The organism is Acidihalobacter aeolianus, from assembly GCF_001753165.1.
GTDB classification, from domain to species: Bacteria; Pseudomonadota; Gammaproteobacteria; order DSM-5130; family Acidihalobacteraceae; genus Acidihalobacter; species Acidihalobacter aeolianus.
On the sequence record NZ_CP017448.1, the window covers coordinates 700971 to 720798 of the forward strand.

Annotated in this window: 14 protein-coding genes and 2 pseudogenes; 10 read left to right on the plus strand and 6 right to left on the minus strand. The window is 60.9% G+C overall.

Going from position 1 to position 19828, the window contains the following annotated elements; all coding sequences use genetic code 11:
• Window positions 1-117 precede the first annotated feature (117 nt).
• Window positions 118-1545, plus strand: a complete 1428-nt coding sequence (locus BJI67_RS03230; protein ID WP_070071808.1) for a UbiA family prenyltransferase — start codon at window positions 118-120, stop codon at window positions 1543-1545.
• Window positions 1546-1649: 104 nt separating this feature from the next.
• Here the strand turns inward: BJI67_RS03230 and BJI67_RS03235 are convergent, their stop codons facing one another.
• Complete coding sequence (locus BJI67_RS03235) at window positions 1650-4031, minus strand: putative bifunctional diguanylate cyclase/phosphodiesterase (RefSeq protein WP_070071809.1); 2382 nt, start codon at window positions 4029-4031, stop codon at window positions 1650-1652.
• A 682-nt stretch (window positions 4032-4713) separates the two neighbouring features.
• Here BJI67_RS03235 and BJI67_RS17910 point away from each other — a divergent pair.
• The 3 genes and pseudogenes from BJI67_RS17910 (at window position 4714) to BJI67_RS03250 (ending at window position 6712) form a co-directional block, all read left to right on the plus strand.
• Window positions 4714-5595 (plus strand): annotated as a pseudogene (locus BJI67_RS17910) (putative bifunctional diguanylate cyclase/phosphodiesterase).
• A gap of 15 nt (window positions 5596-5610) precedes the next feature.
• Complete coding sequence (locus tag BJI67_RS16625) at window positions 5611-6069, plus strand: CZB domain-containing protein (RefSeq protein ID WP_083250968.1); 459 nt, start codon at window positions 5611-5613, stop codon at window positions 6067-6069.
• Window positions 6070-6112: 43 nt separating this feature from the next.
• On the plus strand, window positions 6113-6712 hold the full coding sequence (locus BJI67_RS03250; RefSeq protein WP_197513274.1) for an Hpt domain-containing protein: 600 nt from the start codon (window positions 6113-6115) through the stop codon (window positions 6710-6712).
• Here the strand turns inward: BJI67_RS03250 and BJI67_RS03255 are convergent, their stop codons facing one another.
• Window positions 6713-7099, minus strand: a complete 387-nt coding sequence (locus BJI67_RS03255; RefSeq protein ID WP_070071813.1) for a tetratricopeptide repeat protein — start codon at window positions 7097-7099, stop codon at window positions 6713-6715. It abuts the gene before it with no gap.
• Between the two features lie 82 nt (window positions 7100-7181).
• Window positions 7182-8651, minus strand: a complete 1470-nt coding sequence (thrC, locus tag BJI67_RS03260; RefSeq protein ID WP_070071814.1) for a threonine synthase — start codon at window positions 8649-8651, stop codon at window positions 7182-7184.
• Window positions 8652-8849: 198 nt separating this feature from the next.
• Between thrC and BJI67_RS03265 the strand changes: the two genes are divergently transcribed.
• Window positions 8850-9542 (plus strand): dienelactone hydrolase family protein, encoded by a 693-nt coding sequence (locus BJI67_RS03265; RefSeq protein ID WP_070071815.1) that lies wholly within the window; start codon window positions 8850-8852, stop codon window positions 9540-9542.
• A gap of 66 nt (window positions 9543-9608) precedes the next feature.
• On the opposite strand, the gene BJI67_RS03270 is transcribed toward BJI67_RS03265, so the two are convergent.
• Window positions 9609-10325: a LysR substrate-binding domain-containing protein gene (locus tag BJI67_RS03270; RefSeq protein WP_070071816.1), complete on the minus strand. Its 717-nt coding sequence runs from the start codon at window positions 10323-10325 to the stop codon at window positions 9609-9611.
• Between the two features lie 13 nt (window positions 10326-10338).
• Here BJI67_RS03270 and BJI67_RS03275 point away from each other — a divergent pair, with 13 nt between their 5' ends.
• The 4 genes from BJI67_RS03275 to BJI67_RS03290 all read left to right on the plus strand — a co-directional run bounded on the left by BJI67_RS03275 (window position 10339) and on the right by BJI67_RS03290 (window position 15640).
• A complete protein-coding gene (locus BJI67_RS03275; protein ID WP_269449617.1) occupies window positions 10339-10923 on the plus strand; it encodes an FMN-dependent NADH-azoreductase in 585 nt (194 codons plus the stop codon).
• A gap of 180 nt (window positions 10924-11103) precedes the next feature.
• A complete protein-coding gene (locus BJI67_RS03280) occupies window positions 11104-12513 on the plus strand; it encodes a sensor domain-containing diguanylate cyclase (RefSeq protein ID WP_070071818.1) in 1410 nt (469 codons plus the stop codon).
• Between the two features lie 54 nt (window positions 12514-12567).
• Complete coding sequence (locus BJI67_RS03285; RefSeq protein WP_070071819.1) at window positions 12568-13908, plus strand: sensor domain-containing protein; 1341 nt, start codon at window positions 12568-12570, stop codon at window positions 13906-13908.
• Window positions 13909-14035: 127 nt separating this feature from the next.
• Window positions 14036-15640, plus strand: coding sequence for a DHA2 family efflux MFS transporter permease subunit (locus BJI67_RS03290; protein ID WP_070071820.1), 1605 nt, complete (start codon window positions 14036-14038; stop codon window positions 15638-15640).
• 19 nt (window positions 15641-15659) lie between these two features.
• Here BJI67_RS03290 and BJI67_RS03295 read toward each other — a convergent pair whose 3' ends face one another.
• Window positions 15660-15926, minus strand: coding sequence for a DksA/TraR family C4-type zinc finger protein (locus tag BJI67_RS03295; RefSeq protein ID WP_070071821.1), 267 nt, complete (start codon window positions 15924-15926; stop codon window positions 15660-15662).
• Between the two features lie 66 nt (window positions 15927-15992).
• Window positions 15993-17041, minus strand: a pseudogene (locus tag BJI67_RS03300) (aldo/keto reductase).
• Between the two features lie 802 nt (window positions 17042-17843).
• On the opposite strand from BJI67_RS03300, the gene BJI67_RS03305 reads away from it, so the two are divergent.
• A complete protein-coding gene (locus tag BJI67_RS03305; RefSeq protein ID WP_197513282.1) occupies window positions 17844-19649 on the plus strand; it encodes a diguanylate cyclase domain-containing protein in 1806 nt (601 codons plus the stop codon).
• Window positions 19650-19828: the final 179 nt, after the last annotated feature.

Consider the following 19828-nt stretch of genomic DNA (forward strand, 5'->3'; position numbering starts at 1 on the left):
TTCCCTTTGGTTGCGTGATTATCACATCGCTGCTGATGTGTGGTTGGCATGGAAAACAAATTTTCAGATCTGCGGGTTTGAAAGCCCGATGTTGACGATGAGTGTGCGGAGCGCGCAATGAAGCCGTTGGTGGTTGATCTTGATGGGACGTTGATTAAAACGGATTTGTTGATGGAAACTGCAAATCGATTTGTGACTAGAAACCCTTTTCGAATTTATAAAATTCTGCAATGGCTTGCTCGCGGTAAGGTGCACCTGAAATTGGAGTTGGCAGAGCGAGCCGGGGTGATCCCGGCGTCGCTGCCATATCACGAATTCGTCGTCGATTGGCTAAAAGAGCAAAAATCGCAGGGCAGAACCTTGATCCTGGCGACGGCCAGTTGTCAGGCCTTGGCGGATGAAGTGGCCGGGTATCTGGGTGTGTTTGATTCGGTTATGGGTACTGACGGTGATACCAATCTGAAGTCGCATGCCAAGCGCGATCGACTGGTCGAGCGCTTTGGACATAAAGGATTTGATTACGTAGGTAATGACTATGCGGACCTTTCCGTTTGGGAGTCGTCAGATCGCGCATACGTGGTGAGCAACGATTCGGGTCTGGTAAAAAAGGCTCGCAATATCGGTAATGTCGAGCACGTGTTTGAAACCGGTAAACCCGGTTTTGTCGGTAGTATGTTGAAGGCCTTGCGCCCTCATCAGTGGGTTAAGAATTTTCTGGTATTCATACCCTTGATCATGGCGCAGCGTTATGGTGATGTCGGTAGCGTTTTTCAGGCGGTATTCGCTTTTCTGGTTTTCGGAATGACGGCATCGAGTGTCTATTTGCTCAACGACTTGGTGGACGTGGAGGATGACAGGCATCATGCACGCAAGCGGAAGAGACCCTTTGCCGCGGGCAATTTATCGCTCTTGCATGGGTGGCTAGCCTGGCCGATTGTGCTGTTGGCGGCATTTGGCGTTTCCTTGGCGATTTTACCGATAAAATTTGTCGGTGTGCTGGCCGTTTATTTCGGGCTCACCCTGGCTTACTCCTTCCGTCTCAAGCGTGCTGCGATGGTAGACGTCATTACGCTGGCGGCGCTGTACACCTTGCGCATCATCGCCGGCGCAGCCGCGATTTCCGTGCCGCTCTCGTTTTGGTTGCTGGCATTTTCGATGTTCATCTTTCTATCTCTTGCATTTATCAAGAGGTACAGTGAACTCAGGGTTGCTGCGGAGCGTGATAAACAGAAGTCCTTGCGCGGCAGAGGCTACAGCCCGGACGATCTCGAAGCGATTTCGACAATGGGCATCGGCGCGGGGTACATGTCGGTATTGGTGCTGGCGCTTTATGTGAACAGCGATACGACAGCGGCTTTATACCGAAACCCGCACCTGATTTGGTTAGCCTGTCCGGTGCTGCTTTATTGGATATCTAGAGCCTGGCTGATCACGCACCGCGGCGAAATGCATGACGACCCGATCGTTTTTGCCTTGAAGGACCCCATGAGTTGGGCGATGGTGCTGACTCTGGTGGTTATTTTCGGGTTGGCGAAAATAACCTGACATTGGTATCTGGATAATCGAGCCTTCGTCATGTCCTCAACTGCGCGGTTGCACTTATCCCGTCAGCAGGAATTCCGTCTATGGCCTGCTCCGGTATTCAGGTTTCAGGTCACAGGGGAGCTGTCTTTGTCCAGGAATGATTCGAATGTTCGAGCGTCTACGGGTCTGCCAATCAGATAGCCCTGGAAACGGGTACAGCCTAGAGTAGACAGTATTTCCATCTGCTGTTGGGTCTCGACGCCCTCCGCGATCACCCCGAGATTGAGTGCACCGGCCATAGCGAGCACTGCGCGTACGATGTTCCTGCCGCTGTCGTTGGTGGAGATGTCACGCACGAACGACTGATCGATCTTGAGCTCGTCCAGCGGCAGGTGTTTGAGGTACTGGATCGAGGAATAGCCGGTGCCGAAATCGTCGAGCGAGAACTGGATGCCGATTTTCTTGAGAGCAGACATCGACTCGATGGTCTCCTCGATGTTGTCGAACAGCATGCTTTCGGTGAGTTCGAGCTTGATGTTCTCGGGCGGGATGGCGTGTCGCTCGATTGTGGCCCGGATGTCGTCGATGAATTTCCTGTTCTTGAACTGCTTGGCGCTGATATTGATCGCGAGCACCAGCCCATGGGTGCGTTCGTCCTGTTGCCACAAATGCAATTGACTGCAGGCAATGTCCAGCAGGTCGCGGCCCAGCTGCAGGATCAGGCCGGTTTCCTCGGCGATTGGGATGAACTGGCTGGGCGGAATATACCCCCTTTGCGCGTGTTTCCAGCGCACCAGTGCTTCCGCGCCGACGAGCCGATTTTGGTCGTCTACCTCGGGTTGGTAATACAAGGTGATTTCCCGCTTGTCGATGGCCTTGCGCAGAGCCGATTCGAGACCTAGGCGCGTAGTCACGGTATCCCGCATATGCGGCTCATAAAAACAAATACTGCCTTGGCGATGGGTCTTGGCCTGATACATGGCCAGTTCGGCCTGCTTGAACAAATCCTCTATATTCCCGGTATCCCGGTCGAACAGCGTGATGCCGATGCGTGAGGTGTTGTGATATTCGTTCGCCATCAATTTGAACGGGCGGTCCATGGTGAGCAGCATTTCCTTGGCGCGGGCTTCCGCGAGAGCGCTTGCTTCACTCCGCGAGGTACCTAGATTGGTGAGTAGAACCGCGAATTCGTCGCTGCCGAGACGTGCGACGGTATCGTTCGGGCGAGTCTTGTTGCTGAGCCGCTTGCCGACGCTCTGCAGCAACAGGTCGCCGAAGGCGTGTCCCAGGCCGTCATTGAGAATGCGGAAGTTGTTCAGGTCGACGTGTAGCAGCGCGCCCCAGCGTGTTTTGTGTCCACTGGATTCGATGGCGCGCCGTAGATGCTTGAGTAGCAGGCTTTTGTTGGGCAATCCCGTCAAGGGGTCGTAGTGGGAGAGGTATTCGACCTTTTTTTCCGATTCTTTGCGTTTCGACTGATCGATCATGTAGGTGAGCAGGTGGAGTTCGCCGTTCAATTCGATCGTTCTGGTGGAAACATAAACGGGAAATTCCGAGCCGTCGGCGCGGTATGAGATTGATTCAAAGGTGGCGTTTGTGGTCGGTGTTGTGCGTATCTCCGGTGGTTGTCCGGTTTCGCGCAGCTGCAGAATTTCCGCAAGATGCGCATTGGCGACATGCTGAATATCGCTGTAGCCATGCATTTCCAGGAAAATTGGATTGGCATCTATCAGCCTGCTCTGTCGCGTCAGCGCGATGCCTACTGGCGATTCTTCTATCAGCGTTCTGAAACGGCGTTCTGATTCGATGATTTTGCGTTGATTATCCCGCATTAACGCCATGCTGATGACGACGATCACGACGAAAAAACTGAATGCGCCGGGGGAGAACGAACGGAGTAGCGACAGCCTGACGGCCAAGCCCATCGAGCTGAATATACCGAAAAGCACGAAGGCCACCAGCATGTGCAAATCGACGCCCCGACGCCGAGCCCGATAGGTGTCAATGATATCGGCGAGCGATTTCGCATAAATCAGGGCGACCATGGCAATGGCGAAATAACCCCAGATACTGTGGCGCCCAACGCCATGGGTGATTTGTTCGCCCCAGGGCAGTGGTGTGATTAACAAGGTGTCTAGATGCGCATACGAAATACCGAGGGGTAGGTAGATATTGAGTGCAATGCACCCTGCGATCATGAGGTTGACTACGATCAGATAAGCCTTGGAAATTTTGTGTGCGTAGGCAGCGGTAAACCAGGGAATCAGCAGAAAAACACCCAGCGAATACGTCACGTTCCACTTTAGGTCGGCGACGAAATTTGCGATGTCCGTCGACTGTATTACGAACGTACGGCTGATCGCCGACATGGCAACCAGCAGGGCTATGCCCGCAAAGAAAATATGCTGCATTTCGTGCTTGCGTGGTGGGCGGCCGAGCAGGTTGTTCAGCGCTGCAAATGTGCTGACGCCGCCCAGGAAATACAGCGAATTGGTGATGAGATCCATCTTTATGCTTGGAATCTTGTCGCTCTGTATTGTGGGATGCGGTTTGTGAACGCCCGCCATAGGTTCCGCAGTGTTAGTTTTTCGTTGTTTCCGCGGCGCACATTCTGCAGCTGGGACGTATTATGCTTATTCGTCCTCTCGGTGCATTGAGGCGCAGTGTAGCATTGTCCGACAATGATGATTACCCAGCCATTAGGCAATGTGCGTATGTCAAAATGGCGCAGTGTGATATTGCCTGGATGGTTTTTCTCCGCTGCCGTAGTGTGTTCTTTTAGTGGCAGGGGCTTCACCGAAATGTGCGGCGATCTATGCGCTTCCATACCTCCTCCGCTGGGTTTTTCGTTAGCGATTTTGTTGCGCCGTCGGCGGTCACGAAGCACACCAACTGCGCGCTCTGCGTGTCTGGTTCCGTGATTCGTGCACGGGATGACTGAACGATAATCCGGAACTGCCGCATGGACAGATCGCTCGGCCGACTATTGGCGTTATCTGACGTTTTCCATTGATGCCTGCGCCCAGAACCGGGCGGTAGTCTCGGCTCCGTGAGCCCGATGACGCGACCACATCCGCACACCGAGCGCTGTCACTCAAGGCTTGCAGCGGTGCCTGCCTCGTAAGTAACGAGGCGGAAAAGCGCCATCTTTCTGCCGGCGATCTATCGTTCGGGAGGCCGGGTTCTACCGTGACCGCGAGCAACAAACTGGAACTGATTGCCGGTTCGCTGACCGCGCAGCGTCTGCGCGATGCGCTCCGTGACGATGAGCTGCGTCTCGTCTACCAGCCCAAGGTCAACATGCGCAGCGGCAGGGTGGTCGGGGCAGAGGCACTGCAGCGCTGGCAGCATCCCGAGCACGGCGTGATTCCGCCCTATCTGTTTCTGCCGCTGGCCGAGCGCGACGACCTGATCGTGGAAGTGGGCACCTGGGTGCTGCGTGCTGCGCTGCGTGAACTGGCACACTGGCGCGAACTCGGCATCGATCTCACGGTGAGCGTCAACATCGCACCGCGCCAGCTGTTGCATCCGGGATTTCTGACCACGCTGTAGCAGTGCCTGGCGGACGAGCCCGATGCACACCCGACCCGACTGGAGCTGGAGATTCTCGAATCGGCGGCCTTGGACAATACACGACAGGTTCGTGAACTCATCGAGACGTGCCGGGAATGGGGAGTGACGTTCGCGCTTGACGATTTCGGTACCGGCTATTCCACGCTGTCCTACCTGCGTCAGATACCCGCCAACGTGCTGAAGATCGATCAGAGCTTAGTGCGCGATTTGCTCGAGGAAGAGGATGCGCGCACCCTCGTATCCGGGGGGATCGGGCTGGCACAGGCGTTTCGTCGCGAAGTGGTCGCCGAAGGCGTCGAGGAATCGGCGCAGGGGGCTCTGCTGATGCGCCTCGGCTGCGATGTGGCGCAGGGATTCGGCATCGCCCGCCCCATGCCGGCTCTCGATCTTCCGCGATGGATCGCCGACTACCGGCCGGATCCTGACTGGCAGGCCTGGATCGATGTGCCCTGGGATATCCAGGACCTGCCGTTGCTGGCGGCGCGTTTCGATCACTGAACCTACGTCGAACACGTGCGGAAATATCTGAGCGGTGGAGAACTCAACCTCGCGCGCAGCGAGCTTGAGGACCATTGCCAGTGCCGTTTCGGCCGTTGGTATGACCACGAGGGAAAGTCCCGTTACGGCGACATGTCCGAGCTCCTCGCCATCGAGGAGGTTCACCGACATCTCCACGAAGTCGGTGTAGAGGCCGTTGCGCTCAAGGAGGACGGCAAGGACCACACGGAAATCGTCAAGAGTTTGCGTGCCATCCGCGACGAACTGGGCAGCCGTCTGCGCAGCCTGCAGCCGAGCCGTGTACAGGCAGAGCATTGTGCAGCGCGCCAAGCCCGCGGCCAGTCGCCTGGCCGCCGGGCTCACGTCGGTGCAGCCGATCTGCATCCTGATCGTCGACGATGCCCCGAGCATCGAGCTGGACAAGTTGGTAGAGACCCTGCTGGTCTGGATCAGACCCCGCGAGGCGGGAAGTGATGGATCATCGGGTGCTGTCTCTCACGCGGCTTTCGAGCCCACGGTGCCGTCCCTTCCGGGGCTCGATCTTGAGCGCGCCGCTGGGCAGCTGGGTGGCGATCAGCGACTTTTGCGCAGCGTGCTTGAAAGTTTCCGCCGCGATTTTTCCGATGCGCCGGTACGTGTACAGGAATTGATCGAGCTGGGCCAGCTGCCCGATGCCGCACGGATGGTGCATACGATCAAGGGTCTGGCTCCGAACCTCGGGGCTCCCGCCCTGGCCGTCGCCGCTGCCGAGTATGAGGCTGCGCTCAGGCAGGGCGACGCCCAGGCTGAGCTGCACGGCCGGTTCATCCAGACCCTGACGGAGGTGCTCGCAACATTGGACGGACTGGAGTCAGAGCCGACCCGTGAGCCGGTGGCGTCGTCCACGGCGGCTACGCCAGAGGACCTCGAAACGCTGCGTGCGCTGGCGGCAAATCTGGACCAGTCGGTCATCATTTCCCAACTGCAGAAGGATCGGGTGGCGTCGGTGCTGCATGGTCGCATCGACGCTGTGCAGATCGATAAGCTCTTTACCGCCATCAGCCATCTCGACTATAGCGAGGCGGCCCGCGTCCTTGGTGGGATATTGCGTGAACTGCGCGGCACAAAGACGGCCTGATCAGTCATCGGCAGGCAGTCGGCCCAGACGTTCGTCGAACACCCAGCGGTAGGGGGCAAAGGTCTTTTGGGCGATGGCTTCGCTGGCCAGCCCGAAGGGTTCGGCTGTTGCCTCGGCATGGCGGCCGGCATCCGCGAGCGTCAGGGCCTTGAACATCGGCAGTACGTGGTAACCAGGGAATTCCTCGGCGCCTCGTTCCAGCCAATGTAGGGAGCTTTCGTAGTCGCCGATATTGCGGTAGGACGAGCCAAGGCCGACATAGGCAGGCAGTCGGCGCGATTTGCGCAGGCCGAGGGCCAGAGCCTGTTCGTACAGAGGAATCGCCTCGCTTTCCCTGCCCGCCTTGTCCAGGGCAAAGGCCGAATCCAGAATGTCGTCGGCGTCCATGGCGCTCCTTCCTGCCGCCCGGTTGCGGCTATTGCGTTTGGATGCGCCAGCGGGCGGAAAGTTGCGCTCGCGCGGTGCAGGCTTAGATGAAACCCAGCACCGCCTCTTCGATCTCGGCCTTGTCGATCACCTCGCCCTGGGTGACCGGCTTGTCGAACAGGGCCTGGATGCGCGCGGGGATACGGGTGCCGGCGCGCGCCGCAATGGCCGCGAGGGCGTCGATGTCGCGGGCCCCGGTCTCGCCGGTCAGCGCGTTGGCGATGGTCGGCGAGAACTTGGTCCACTCGGCGGTGGAGTAGGCGATGGTGACGAGCGGTCGCTCGCGGCAGGTGTCGTAGGCCTTGAAGCAGGTGGCGGTGTGCGGGTCCATGAGGTAGCCGCCGTCGAAGGTCTCGCAGATGTAGCGCCGGCCCTCGTCGTCGTCGCACCAGTCGGCGGCGAAGATCGCCTGCAGCCTGGCGAGTTCGTCGGCGTCAAGCTCGTAGTGACGCTCCTCGTCCAGCTGCTGCATTAGCTCGCGGGTGCGTTCGGGACCGTAGAGGTCGAACAGCACGCGCTCGACATTGGAGGACTTGAGAATGTCCATGGCCGGCGAGCTGGTGGGGATCACGCCACGGCTGCGCAGGTCGTAGCAGCCGTGGCGGATCAGTTCGGTGAGCACGTTGTTGCGGTTGGAGGCGATCAGGATCTTTTCCACCGGCAGCCCCATGCGCATCGCATAGTAGCCGCCGAGGGCGTTGCCGAAGTTGCCGCTGGGCACGTCGAGGTAGACCTTGTCGCCGAACGCGATCGCGCCCTGGCGCACCAGCTCCAGATAACTGTGGATGTGGTAGATCTGCTGGAACACGATGCGCCCGAAGTTCACCGAGTTGGCGGCCGAGAGCAGGGTGTGCTTTTCCTTCAGCCTGGCGCGGAAGGTGTCGGAACCGAGCAGGTTCTTGAGCGCCGACTGGGCATCGTCGAAGTCGCCGTGGATGCCGATGACCTTCAGGTTGGCGGCGTCCTCGGTGACCATCTGCAGGCGCTGCACGTCGGAGGTGCCGCCGTCGGGGTAGAGGCAGGCGACCTTGACGTTGGGCCGGTTCTTGAAGGTCTCCAACGTGGCCGGGCCGGTATCGCCGCTGGTGGCGGCCATGATGAGGTAGTGCTCGCCGCGGCGCTGCGCCAGCGCCGACAGGATCGCGCCGAAGGGCTGCAGGGCCATGTCCTTGAAGGCGCGCGTGGGGCCGTGGTACAGCTCGCTGACGTAGAGATCGTCGCGCACCTTCACCACCGGAACCGGATTGCTCGGGTCGTCGAAGCCGTCGTACAGGGCCAGCGCCTCGTCGATGAGGGCGGCGTCGACGTCGAGCTCGAAGGCGGCGAGCACGTCGCGGGCCAGGGTCTTGTAGTCGCTGTCGAGGTGTGCGCGCAGGAATTCCAGGCCCAGTTGCGGCAGCCGTTCGGGCACGTAGATGCCGCCGAAGGACGACATGGGGTTGAGGATGGCCTCGGAGAAGCCGACCTGGGCCGGGCGCCGACCGTCGTTGCCGCGGGTTTCGATGAGGTTCATGGACTGGCCTGGGGCGGTGTGCGAAAGCGCGCCATTATAGCCGAGCACAACCAGGGCGGCATGGCGCTGCGGGGAACCGATGGGCCTTTGCAGGGTTCAGTAGAGACGGGCTTTCGTCACGCTCGACGTAGAATGCGGCTTCCGCGCGGCAGGCGCGGAGAAGCCCATCCATTCACACAAGCACTGAGAGAGGCAATCATGGGTGAAATGATCAGCTACAAGCGGCCGGACGGTGGCGATTCCAAGGGGTATCTGGTCGAACCGGCGCAGGTCGGCAGCGCGCCAGGTGTCGTGGTGATCCAGGAGTGGTGGGGCCTCAACGACCAGATCAAGGGCGTGGCCGAGAAGCTGGCAGAGGCCGGCTATCGCGCGCTGGTGCCGGATCTGTATCGGGGCGAATTGGCGCTGGAGGCGAACGAGGCCGAGCATCTGATGAACGGGCTCAATTTTGCCGATGCGGCGAGTCAGGACATTCGCGGTGCGGTACAGCATCTCAAGGCCACCGGCAGCGCCAAGGTGGGCGTTACCGGCTACTGCATGGGCGGCGCGCTGACCGTGCTTGCGGCGGTATTCGTGCCGGAAAGCGACGCCAATGCCACCTGGTACGGCTATCCGCCGCTCGAATACGTCGATGCCGGCAGGATCGCGGCGCCGTTGCTGGGGCACTGGGCAACCCAGGACCAGTTCTTCGTCATCGGCGGCGTGGATGCCCTGGAGGGCAAGCTCAAGGAGGCCGGCGTCGGCTACGAATTCCATCGCTACGATGCGAAGCATGCCTTCGCCAACGAGGAAGCGGATTCCAAGAATCTGTCGCCGCTCGGTTACAACCCGGAGGCCGCCGAACTGGCCTGGACCCGCACCCAGGCCTTCTTCGACAAGCACCTGCGTTGAGCGGGGCGCGGGTGCAATGCCCGCGCGATCCCGAGTCCGGGCGGGCCGGTTGGGCTCGCCAGGGCGCTACACCAGACGTTGCGTTCTCGCACATTCCGCGGCGGCGTGTTCGCGGATGATGTCGGCCAGTCGGCGCACACCGGGGCCTGCGTCCCCGGGATCGGCCAGGGTGAGATAAAGCTCCACGGCGCCTTCGTTGCCTTCCCGGAGCGGCAGGGGTTTGAGCCTGCCTGCGTGAAGGTCATCGCGGATATGGTCGATCGGCAGCAAGGCGAAGCCGCAGCCGCGGCGTACGGCGTCGATCGAGGTCGATAGCTGACTCACCGTCAGGCGTTGTTCGACCTCCACCGGCAGGTAGTCGCGCAGATCGCGGTTGCCGCCGGAATCGCGCACCACCAGATGCAGATGGGCGTGCAGGTCGCGCATCGAGAGCTTGCGTCCGAGCTTGTGCAGCGGATGCTCGGGGTGCGCCACCGCCAGCGTGCGGATGCGTACCAGCGGGTCACCGAGAAAGCCGGCCGGAATGCGCGGCGCGATGGCCATGTCCACCTGTCGGTCGAGCAAGGCCTGCGAGGTGCCGTCAAGTACCGATTCGATGACATCGATGCGGGTCAGCGGGCTTTCTTGCCGGAAACGTTGCAGGCAGGCGAGCAGGAAGCGCGGCGGATACATGATCTCGGTGGCGATGCGAATTTCCGCTTCCCAGCCGGCGGACAGGGTCTGCGCCGCGCGTTCCAGTTCGCGTGCCTGATCGACCAGCAGCGCGGCGCGGCGGTAGAGCATAAAGCTACTGCAGATCAACGCCAGTCTGTTTTCCGGCGATGGCCATTCCACCCGACTGGCCGAGCAGTTCGTGGAGAGCTGGCGGGAGAAGTATCCCGAAAGCGAGCACGTGGTGCGCGATCTGGCCCGGGACTCGGTGCCGCATCTGGATGAACAGCGCTTCAAGGCCCTGATCACCGATCCGGCGCAGCGCACACCCGAGCAGGTGGCGGTCGCGGACTATTCGGACGCCCTGATCGAGGAACTGCGCGGCGCCGACGTCGTCGTGCTCGGCCTGCCGATGTACAACTTCGGCGTGCCCTCGACGCTCAAGGCCTATTTCGACCACGTCGCCCGCGCCGGTGTCACCTTCCGCTATACCGCAAACGGGCCGGAAGGCCTGCTGCGCGACAGGAAGGTGTACGTGCTGGCCGCGCGAGGCGGGTTCTATGTCGGTACGCCGCTGGACAGCCAGACCGGCTACGTGCGCGATTTCTTCGGCTTCCTGGGTATGCGGGACATTGAGTTTGTCTATGCGGAAGGACTCAACATCGACGAGAACAGCCGCGACGCGGGCCTGAGCGCGGCGCGCGAACGGTTGCGTGCACTGGTCGCCTGAGCCGCTCTAGGGGCCGAGATTGCGCACGCGCCTCGCCGCTGGCTGCGGCGGGGCGTATGGAGGGAAGCCGAGACGATTTTTCGGGATCTGTGCGGTTTGTCGCCGCCAAACGCTTAGGCCTGCGCTAATATAGCGGGCATGCAGCCATAACAACGATAAGACTCCGGAGGAGCCGTCACCATGCATGAGATCGTCGACGATCCCATGAAGCTGACCCTGAGCGAACTCAACCTGTTGCGTGCGAGACCCTCGCAGGTGGAATCCCGGGTGACTCGCTGGGTCATGCTTGTGCTGATCCTGCTTTGCCTTGCTGTATTGCCCTTCGCAACCGACCAGTGGCGAACGACCCACTTGTTTTATGCCGCCGCCGGAATTGCATCGTTCGTCGAGGTGGCTACCGGCATCCTGTTGCTGACCCAGGTTTCACTGCTGCGTCACGATGCCGGCCTGGCCCTGGGCATGGGGTATCTGCTGGGCGGCGCGATCATTTGCATCAATCTGCTTCTGGTGCATGACACGGCTACCCGTTTGTGGTTGTTTCGCCTGTGGCACGGCGTGTTTACGCTCAGTGTCCTGGCGTATGCGATCTTGCAGAGAAGCGGAAGCTACCGCTTTCGCCGCGACCGCTTTCACATAAGGCGCCGCTGGGCGCTGTTCGCAGGCGGTGCGTTCTTAGTGTTGCTGGTGCTGTATCTGGATATTCGCCCGTTCGCGCTACCCGGGATCATCCATGATGGCGACTACATCACCTTCTCGAATGTTCTGGTCAATGGGATACAGCTGGCCATGATTTTCGCGGCGCTCGGCCTGCTGCTGACGGCGCCCCGCAAGACGGTGCTATCCGAATGGATGGCCGTGGTGGCCTGCGCGGTGGCGATCGACATCGTGCTGTTCGTATTGGGTGGCAGGCTGTTCAGCGTGGGTTTGTACGCCTCCAAAGTGAACAACCTGTTTGCAGCTACGCTCGTATTCGGTGTGATCTATTACCGCCTGATCCGTTTGCAGGCCGAGTTTGCGCGGCACCGGCAGCAGCTGGTCCGTGCCAATCGACGGCTGCAACGCGAGGCCTTGACCGACGCCCTGACCGGCCTACCCAATCGGGCCGCACTGGAACAGCGCCTGGAGGCCGCCCTTGAACAGGCAAAGGCTGCAGGCACGATGCTTGCCGTATGCGTGGTCGATCTCGATGACTTCAAGCCCATCAATGACAATTACGGGCATGCGATCGGTGATGCCGTACTCTCGGCATTTGCCAGGCGGTTGTCGGGAGTGCTGCGCGCAGGCGAGTATGCGACCCGTCTGGGTGGAGATGAATTTGTGCTGATACTCGAGGAACTCGACGGTCAGCCCGCACTGGATGCGGTGATGAGTAGGATCAGCGATGCCTTGGATACAGCGTTTTCCCTGCCTGATGGCGTCGAGGTGAGAATCGGCGCAAGCATTGGCGTCGCGGTCTATCCTTTTATCGAGGACGGGCGCGAACTCTTGCGCGAAGCCGATCAGGCTTTGTACCGTTCTAAGGCGAATAAATCAGGGCGTGAGCGTATCTGGAGCGCTCGTAGCACGGGGGCACGTATCCCTGGCGGATAGGCATTTGTGTTGCGCCTGCATCAATGAACCGCGGATGGTTGCGGAGACAGCGTCATGAATCTGGACGCCACCGTCCATGCCAAGATCATGGACATGCTGTTGGACACGATCTGCGTCGTCGACGAGGACGGCCGCTTCATGTACGTCAGCGCATCCAGCGAAAAGCTGCTGGGTTACCGGCCCGAGGAACTGCTCGGGCGCAATATGATCGAGCTCGTCCATCCGGAGGATCGCGAGCGGACGCTGGCGGCCGCCGACGAGATCATGGCGGACGAGGAAAAGCCGCATTTCGAAAATCGTTACATCCGCAAGGATGGGAGCATCGTACACATCATGTGGTCGGCGCGCTGGTCCATGTCTGACCGGCTGCGCATCGCGGTGGCACGCGACGTGACCGAAGTGCGGCGGGTGGCGCGGCTCAAAAGTGCGCTGTATCAGATTTCGGAGGCGGCGCATGCGGCAGAAAGCCTTGCCGTGTTGTACCGCAAGATTCATCAGATCATCGCAGAGTTGCTGCCGGCGGAAAGCTTCTGCGTCGCCCTGTGCGATCCGGCATCCGCGGACGGTGTGCTCGAGTTTCCTTACTGGGCGGACGCCCGCGCCGCAGCGCCGGGGCGCAGGACGACGGCCAGTGCCGATGCGCATCTCAACGAGGTGATTCGTTCGGGCCGTCCCTTGCTCGCATGCGTGCTGCGCTGTACCGAGCATGCTGACGGCACGCCTAACGCCGACTGGTTGGGAGCGCCTTTGATCTCCCAGGGGCGGGTGATGGGTGCGCTGGCAGTGCGCACGCGTACCCCCGCCCTGCGCTATACCGAGGAAAATCGGGATCTGCTGCAGTTCGTGTCCACGCAAATCGCGACCGCCATCGAGCGCAAGCGCGCGCAGACTCAACTGCAGCACATGGCGGGGCACGACCCGCTGACCGGCTTGCCCAACCGGATGCTGTTTCAGGATCGCTTGGAAGCTGCACTGCGGCGGGCGCAACGGGACAGCGAACGCTTGGCGTTGTTGTATATCGACCTGGATGGTTTCAAGGAGATCAACGATAGCCTGGGTCACGAGACGGGCGATCGTATGCTATGCGAGGTGGCCCAACGCCTCAAGGGGTGTGTGCGCGCTCAGGATACCGTGGGACGCATGGGTGGCGACGAGTTCACCGTGTTGTTGCCCAATATCGGAGGTAAAGCCGAGGTGCACGAGCTGGTCGCGAAGGTGCGATCGATGCTCATGCGTCCGCTTGAGCTTGACGGGCGCGTGCATAGGGTCGGCGCGAGCATCGGCGCAGCGGTATATCCCGACCAGGCGTTCGACGGCGAACATCTGATGCGTTTGGCGGACAAGGCTATGTACGCACAAAAGCGTTACGACGATCACGCAAGCCGAACGGTGTAATCGAACAAACGCGGCACAATCGCCGTGAACATTGACGCAGGTCGCCTTGGCTCGAATGTGCGCTTGGCAGCCCGGGGGCGATGAGTTCTGCTGAGACCGCTTCCGATGGTGCGCCGGGACGGATGCGATGGAGTGGCTGAAACTTGCCTTCGGCGCAGGACCGGCGGGAGGGGCTGGCGTGCAGACGACGGTTTCCAAACGGCTGCTCATTACCTGGAGCGTGATGATCGCGGCGGTGATGCAGATCGTGGATACCACGATCGTGGTCGTCGCGCTGCCGCACATGGAAGGCTCGCTTTCCGCGACCCCGGACCAGATCACCTGGGTGCTCACGAGCTATCTGGTCGCTTCCGGCGTGTTCATGCCGTTGACCGGGTATTTCTCCGACCGCATCGGGCAGCGGCGCTATCTGGCGGTGAGCATCGCCAGCTTCATGGTGACCTCGGCGCTTACCGGGCTGTCGCAGAGTCTCGATCAGGTGGTCCTGTTCCGGTTGCTGCAAGGGGTTGCAGGCGCCGCGCTGATGCCGCTGGCCCAGTCGGTGCTGGTGCGCGCCTACCCGCCGGAGGAGCGCGGTCGGGCGATGGCGATCTTCGGCCTGGCGGCGATCGTCGGCCCCATCATCGGACCGACGCTCGGCGGCTATCTGACCCAGGTCGCGAGCTGGCGATGGGCATTCTTCATCAACATCCCCATCGGTCTGCTCGCGCTGGCCGGGGCGTGGTTCTATGTGCCGGACACGCCGCGTCGGCCGCGGCGCATGGACTGGTCGGGTTTTCTGTATCTGTTCTTCGCCCTTGGCGCGATGCAGTTCGTGCTCGACCGCGGCACCGAGTACGGCTGGTATTCGTCGCCGGCCATCGTCGTCGCCACGGTGCTGAGCGCGCTGGGTTACGGCCTGCTGATGATCCATGCCGGCACGGCCACGGGCCCGGGAATACTGGATCTCAAGCTGTTCAAGGACCGCAATTTCGCGATCTCGAATCTGGTGTTCGCCTCGGTCATGTTCAATCTGTTCGGCGTGCTCACCCTGCAGCCGATGTTCGCCGAATCCCTGCTCGGCATCCCCGTATTGACCACCGGGCTGCTGCTTGCCCCGCGCGGCGTCGCGGCCGCCGCGTCGATGCAGTTCGCCGGTCGCATGCTCAACCGCTTCGGGCCGCGCTTGCTGGTCCTGGCCGGGATACTCTTCGCCGCCGTGGGGACGTTGGCGATGACCGATTACGACCTCAACGTCGGCCTGTGGTGGCTGATCTGGCCGATCATCCTGCAGGGACTCGGCATGGGGCTGGTGTTCGTGCCGTTGACCGCGCTGGCCTTCGCCACGCTGCCGCCCGAGCGCACGACCGAGGCGGCCGGGCTGCGCCAGCTCGTGCGTACCATCGCGGCCTCGGTGGGCACCGCGGCGAGCACCGATCTGACCACGCACTATGCCCAGCAGGATTGGAACCGCCTGGGCGGGTTCATCACCCCGTTCAACCCGGCGCTGCAGCGCTATCTCGCACCCTTCTCATCCTCGCCGGATCGTCTCCAGGCGGCCCTGGTCGGCAGGATGCTGGGGCAGCAGGCGCAGATGGCGGGGTTGGTGCACGTGTTCGAGCTGTTCGGTTTCGCCCTGCTGGCGACGATGCCCCTGCTGCTGCTGATCCGCCCCGGTCAGGACTACCTCGGAACAGGCGGAAAGGCCGGGTCTAAGGCGCCGCAGCATGAAGGCGGGCATGAACCGGTTTAGGGCGGGAGATGAGGGGTCTTCAGCGCAGCTGGCTGTCCTTGCTGCCGCGGCGGTTGTAGCCGCTGAACACGCTGGCCTCGCTGTCGTGCGCTTCCTGGCAGGCGATGCACAGGCGGACGCCGGGAATCGCCCGGCGCCGGGCGGGCGGAATAGGCTCGCCACATTCGGCGCAGTGGCTCAGACCCTCGCCCTGCGGCATTCGGCTACGCGCCTGCAGCAGCGCATTCTGCACCGTCGCGTCGATCTGGTCCTGTACCGCACCATCCTTCGCCCATCCGCTTGCCATCGTGCCGCCCTCGTCCGGTTTCCCTTCCGTTCAAGATAGGGACGCGCCGCAGTCGCGACAAGGGCGTTATCGGTCGACCGTGGCCATCAGGCGTTCGTTGTAGCGTTCGCCGGCGATACGGCCGGGGGCGAGCGCCTCGTCGAGCGTCTGCAGCTGCGCCGCATCGAGCACGAGGTCGGCGGCGGCGAGGTTTTCTTCCAGATAGCTGCGGCGCTTGGTGCCCGGGATGGGCACGATATCGTCGCCCTGGCGCAGCAGCCAGGCGAGCGCCACCTGCGCCGGCGTGGCGCCAAGAGTCTCGGCGATCTTGCGCACCGTCGCTGCCGCGTGCAGGTTGGCGTCGTAGTGCTCGCCCTGGTAGCGCGGGTCGTTGTGGCGAAAGTCGGTCATCGGGTATTCCTCGGCACGCTTGACCGCGCCAGTGAGGAAACCGCGGCCCAGCGGGGCGAAGGGTACGAGGCCGATGCCTAGTTCACGCAGCAGCGGGATGATCTCGGCCTCCAGGTTGCGTTCCCACAGCGAGTATTCGCTCTGCAGCGCGCTGACCGGGTGGACGGCATGGGCGCGGCGCCGGCCTCGGACAGGCCGAAGAAGCGCACCTTGCCCTCGCGCACCAGCTCGCCGACGGTGCCGGCCACGTCCTCCATTGGCACGTTGCGGTCGACGCGGTGCTGGTAGAGCAGGTCGATATGGTCGGTGCGCAGGCGTCGCAGCGAGCCTTCCACCGCCTGGCGGATATGCTCGGGTCGGCTGTCGGTGCCGGTCATGCGGCGGCCGTCTTCGATACGAAAGCCGAGCTTGGTGGCGATCACGATCTCGTGGCGTCGTCCGGCCAGTGCGCGGCCGAGCAGTTCCTCGTTGGCGAAGGGACCGTAGACCTCGGCGGTGTCGAGAAAGGTGCAGCCGAGCTCGATGGCGCGGTGAATGGTGGCGATGGACTCAGCCTCGTCGGCGGGTCCGTAGGACTGGCTCATGCCCATGCAGCCGAGCCCGATCGCTGAGACCTCGCGAGACCCTGGGTGCCAAGGGTGCGGGTTTCCAGTGTCATGAGATGAAGCTCCATGGCCGATGGCCGAGAGATGAGGGGGGCGTCTTAGGCAGTTGCGCCCTTGCATGGTTCATTTGTCGGTATGGTTCGCCGCGCCACACTCGTAGAAGGGCTAGTATTGAACTAGGGCCTGTTCGCACTCTGGGGTGGCGGTTTTTCAGCCGCAACCCGTAGGGCCGGCCGGACCGCTTTGCGCGTCTCGCGGCGCCTGGCAGCCACGGAAAGTGGCTCCGGCAGCCCGCCACCCCAGAGTGCGAACAGGCCCTAATAACAACAGAAAAGACTTGGAGGAGATGTCGACGTGGCGCAGTCGTTTGCGTGTTCGAACAGGTCCGGCGAAGGCGTAAGTCCACCAATGGCGGGCCTTCATCTCATGCAAAGAATCTATTCGTGGATAATGCCAAGGCATAGGCTGACTTTGGTTGAAGGGGGCTGGAGTCTGGTTCATCGGTTAAGCATGCGCGCCTCGGCAGGCTGCGGATACCGACACGAGAGCAGCCTGGCAATACGCGAATCGGAGGTGGGTTTCTGTTCTCTCCAGACTTCCAGGGCGGTAGGGGAGTGATGATGATGGAGCCGCATCCTCCACACGTGCGGTATGCGCTCTATAGATTTGCGGGACAATGCGCATGACCCCTGGTTGACGCCTATCGTTGTTCGCCTCTGTCTGTCTCCGAGCCGTTGCCGGCCTGTCCATACCTGTTCCCACAGATGATTCGGAATAGGACACGTTATCTGCATGGCCTTGTCCCGGCGATTGCCGGGTTCGGAATCCTGATGATATGAGAATAGAGAAGATAGATCAGCGCCGCATTTTGTTCATCGCCAGGGCAATCCTGGTGGTGACAGCGCTTGTCGTCGGTATCGGCGTGTTCTACGTGATGAAGTACCAGGCCGAACATCAGCTGATCGCCAGCCTTCAGTCTTCCCTCGACAATATCGTGATGCTGGAGGATACGGAGATACGTCATGGCATCGAAAAGAGCCGGATGATATCCACAAGGCCTTTCCTGATCGCCCAACTCGTCAAGCTGCAGGCTCACCGCGACGATCCGCAGGCATTGGCAGCTCTGCGTCGGGGCGCGAATTCATTTCTGCATACAGGGCTTTCCGGGATCGCTTTTTACGATGCGTCAGGCACCGAACTCGTGCGTGCAGGAGATTTTATCAATCGACCCGAAATTTCCGTGCCGGTAAATGTGGGTGTGGATGCGCGCCTGTTGTTCGAACATCGTTTCTTCCTGCATAGCGTGGTGACCATAGAAGATCGTGGCAAGGTCATCGGAAAACTGGTCGTTGAGCTTCCGCTGCATACCCTGGAACAGCTGTTCAGATCCGTACGCACTTGGGGGAAAACCGCCGAATTGGCCATGTGCGCACCCTCCGCCGAAAACGAAATGTCTTGTTTCCCTTCGACCTTGAGCGACAAGGTGCTACACCTCTCACGGACACAGAAAGGCGGCGTCCCTTTACCTATGAGCTACGCGTTGAAAGGCGAGCGGGGCTGGGTGATAACCCGGGATTACCGGAATAAGGAAGTCGTGGCCGTATACCGGCCTCTGGAGAGCCTTGGGCTTGGCATGGTGCTGAAGATCGATACCCACGAGCTTTATGCGCCGGTATGGCGGCAACTGCGCTACCTACTGCCCTTGCTACTGGTGTTGATGGTGGCCGCCTTGCTGTCGCTGCGCTGGTTGTTGGCGCCGTTGGTGGCCGGACTGGTGAAATCCCAGCGCGAGGCGTATGAGGCGAATGAGCGCTTGAGTTCCAGCGAGTCACGCATGCGTAGTCTGGTGGAGAGCGTCAACGAAGGCATCATCAGTATTTCAGCTGCAGGGATCGTGGAGCTGTTCAATCCCGGTGCCGAACGGATGTTCGGCTACAAGAGCAGCGAGGTGGTGGGGCGCAACGTCTCCATGCTGATGCCGGAGCCATTCCACAGCGAACATGACGCCTATCTGCGTCGCTACCGGGAAACGGGCGAATCGCAGGTGGTGGGACATGTGCGCGAGGTGGAAGCCATGCGCCGGGACGGCAGCGTGTTTCCCGCAGAACTGCGCGTTTCCCGGCTCGACAGCGGCGAACACGGCGGTTTCATCGGCGTGCTTCACGACATCACCAGGCGCAAGGAAATCGAATGGCAGGTGGCGCATTTCGCGAATTACGACCCGTTGACCAATCTGGCCAATCGGCGTCTCGTGCAGGATCGCATCGAGCAGGCTATCGTTCGTGCCAAGCGGGTACAGAGCCAGTTCGCATTGATGTTCATTGACCTCGACAAGTTCAAGCAAATCAATGACACCCTGGGCCACGACGCCGGCGACCAATTGCTGCAGGCGGTGGCGCGGCGTTTAACCACCTGTCTACGTGGCGAGGATACAGTGGGGCGTCAAGGCGGCGACGAGTTCATCGTCCTGCTTGCGCGGATCAAATCAGTGGATGATGCCGCGACGGTGGCGCGCAAGATCATTGAAAGTCTGACGCGACCATTTTCCATCATGGGACACGATCTATTGATCGATGCGAGTATCGGGATTGCGACTTATCCGCGTGACGGCACGGATTTTGAGGAATTGCTCCGTCACAGTGATGATGCCATGTACAGTGCCAAGCAATCCTCCACGCAGCGCTATCGGTTTTTCCAGTCCATGTCTAATGATGTCCCGCAGGAGTGAAACGTGTCTGCACTTCGATGTGATTCGTTTCACAAATCTTAAATTCAATATTCACAAATCTTAAAAAAGGCACTTGGCGCCAGTCACCGTAAGTGGTTTTTTCCCTGTTTGAAATCACGTGTAAGTTTCGTGTCAGGTTTTGCCTTGTCGCGTCGCATGAAAATTCGCAGCCATGTCTG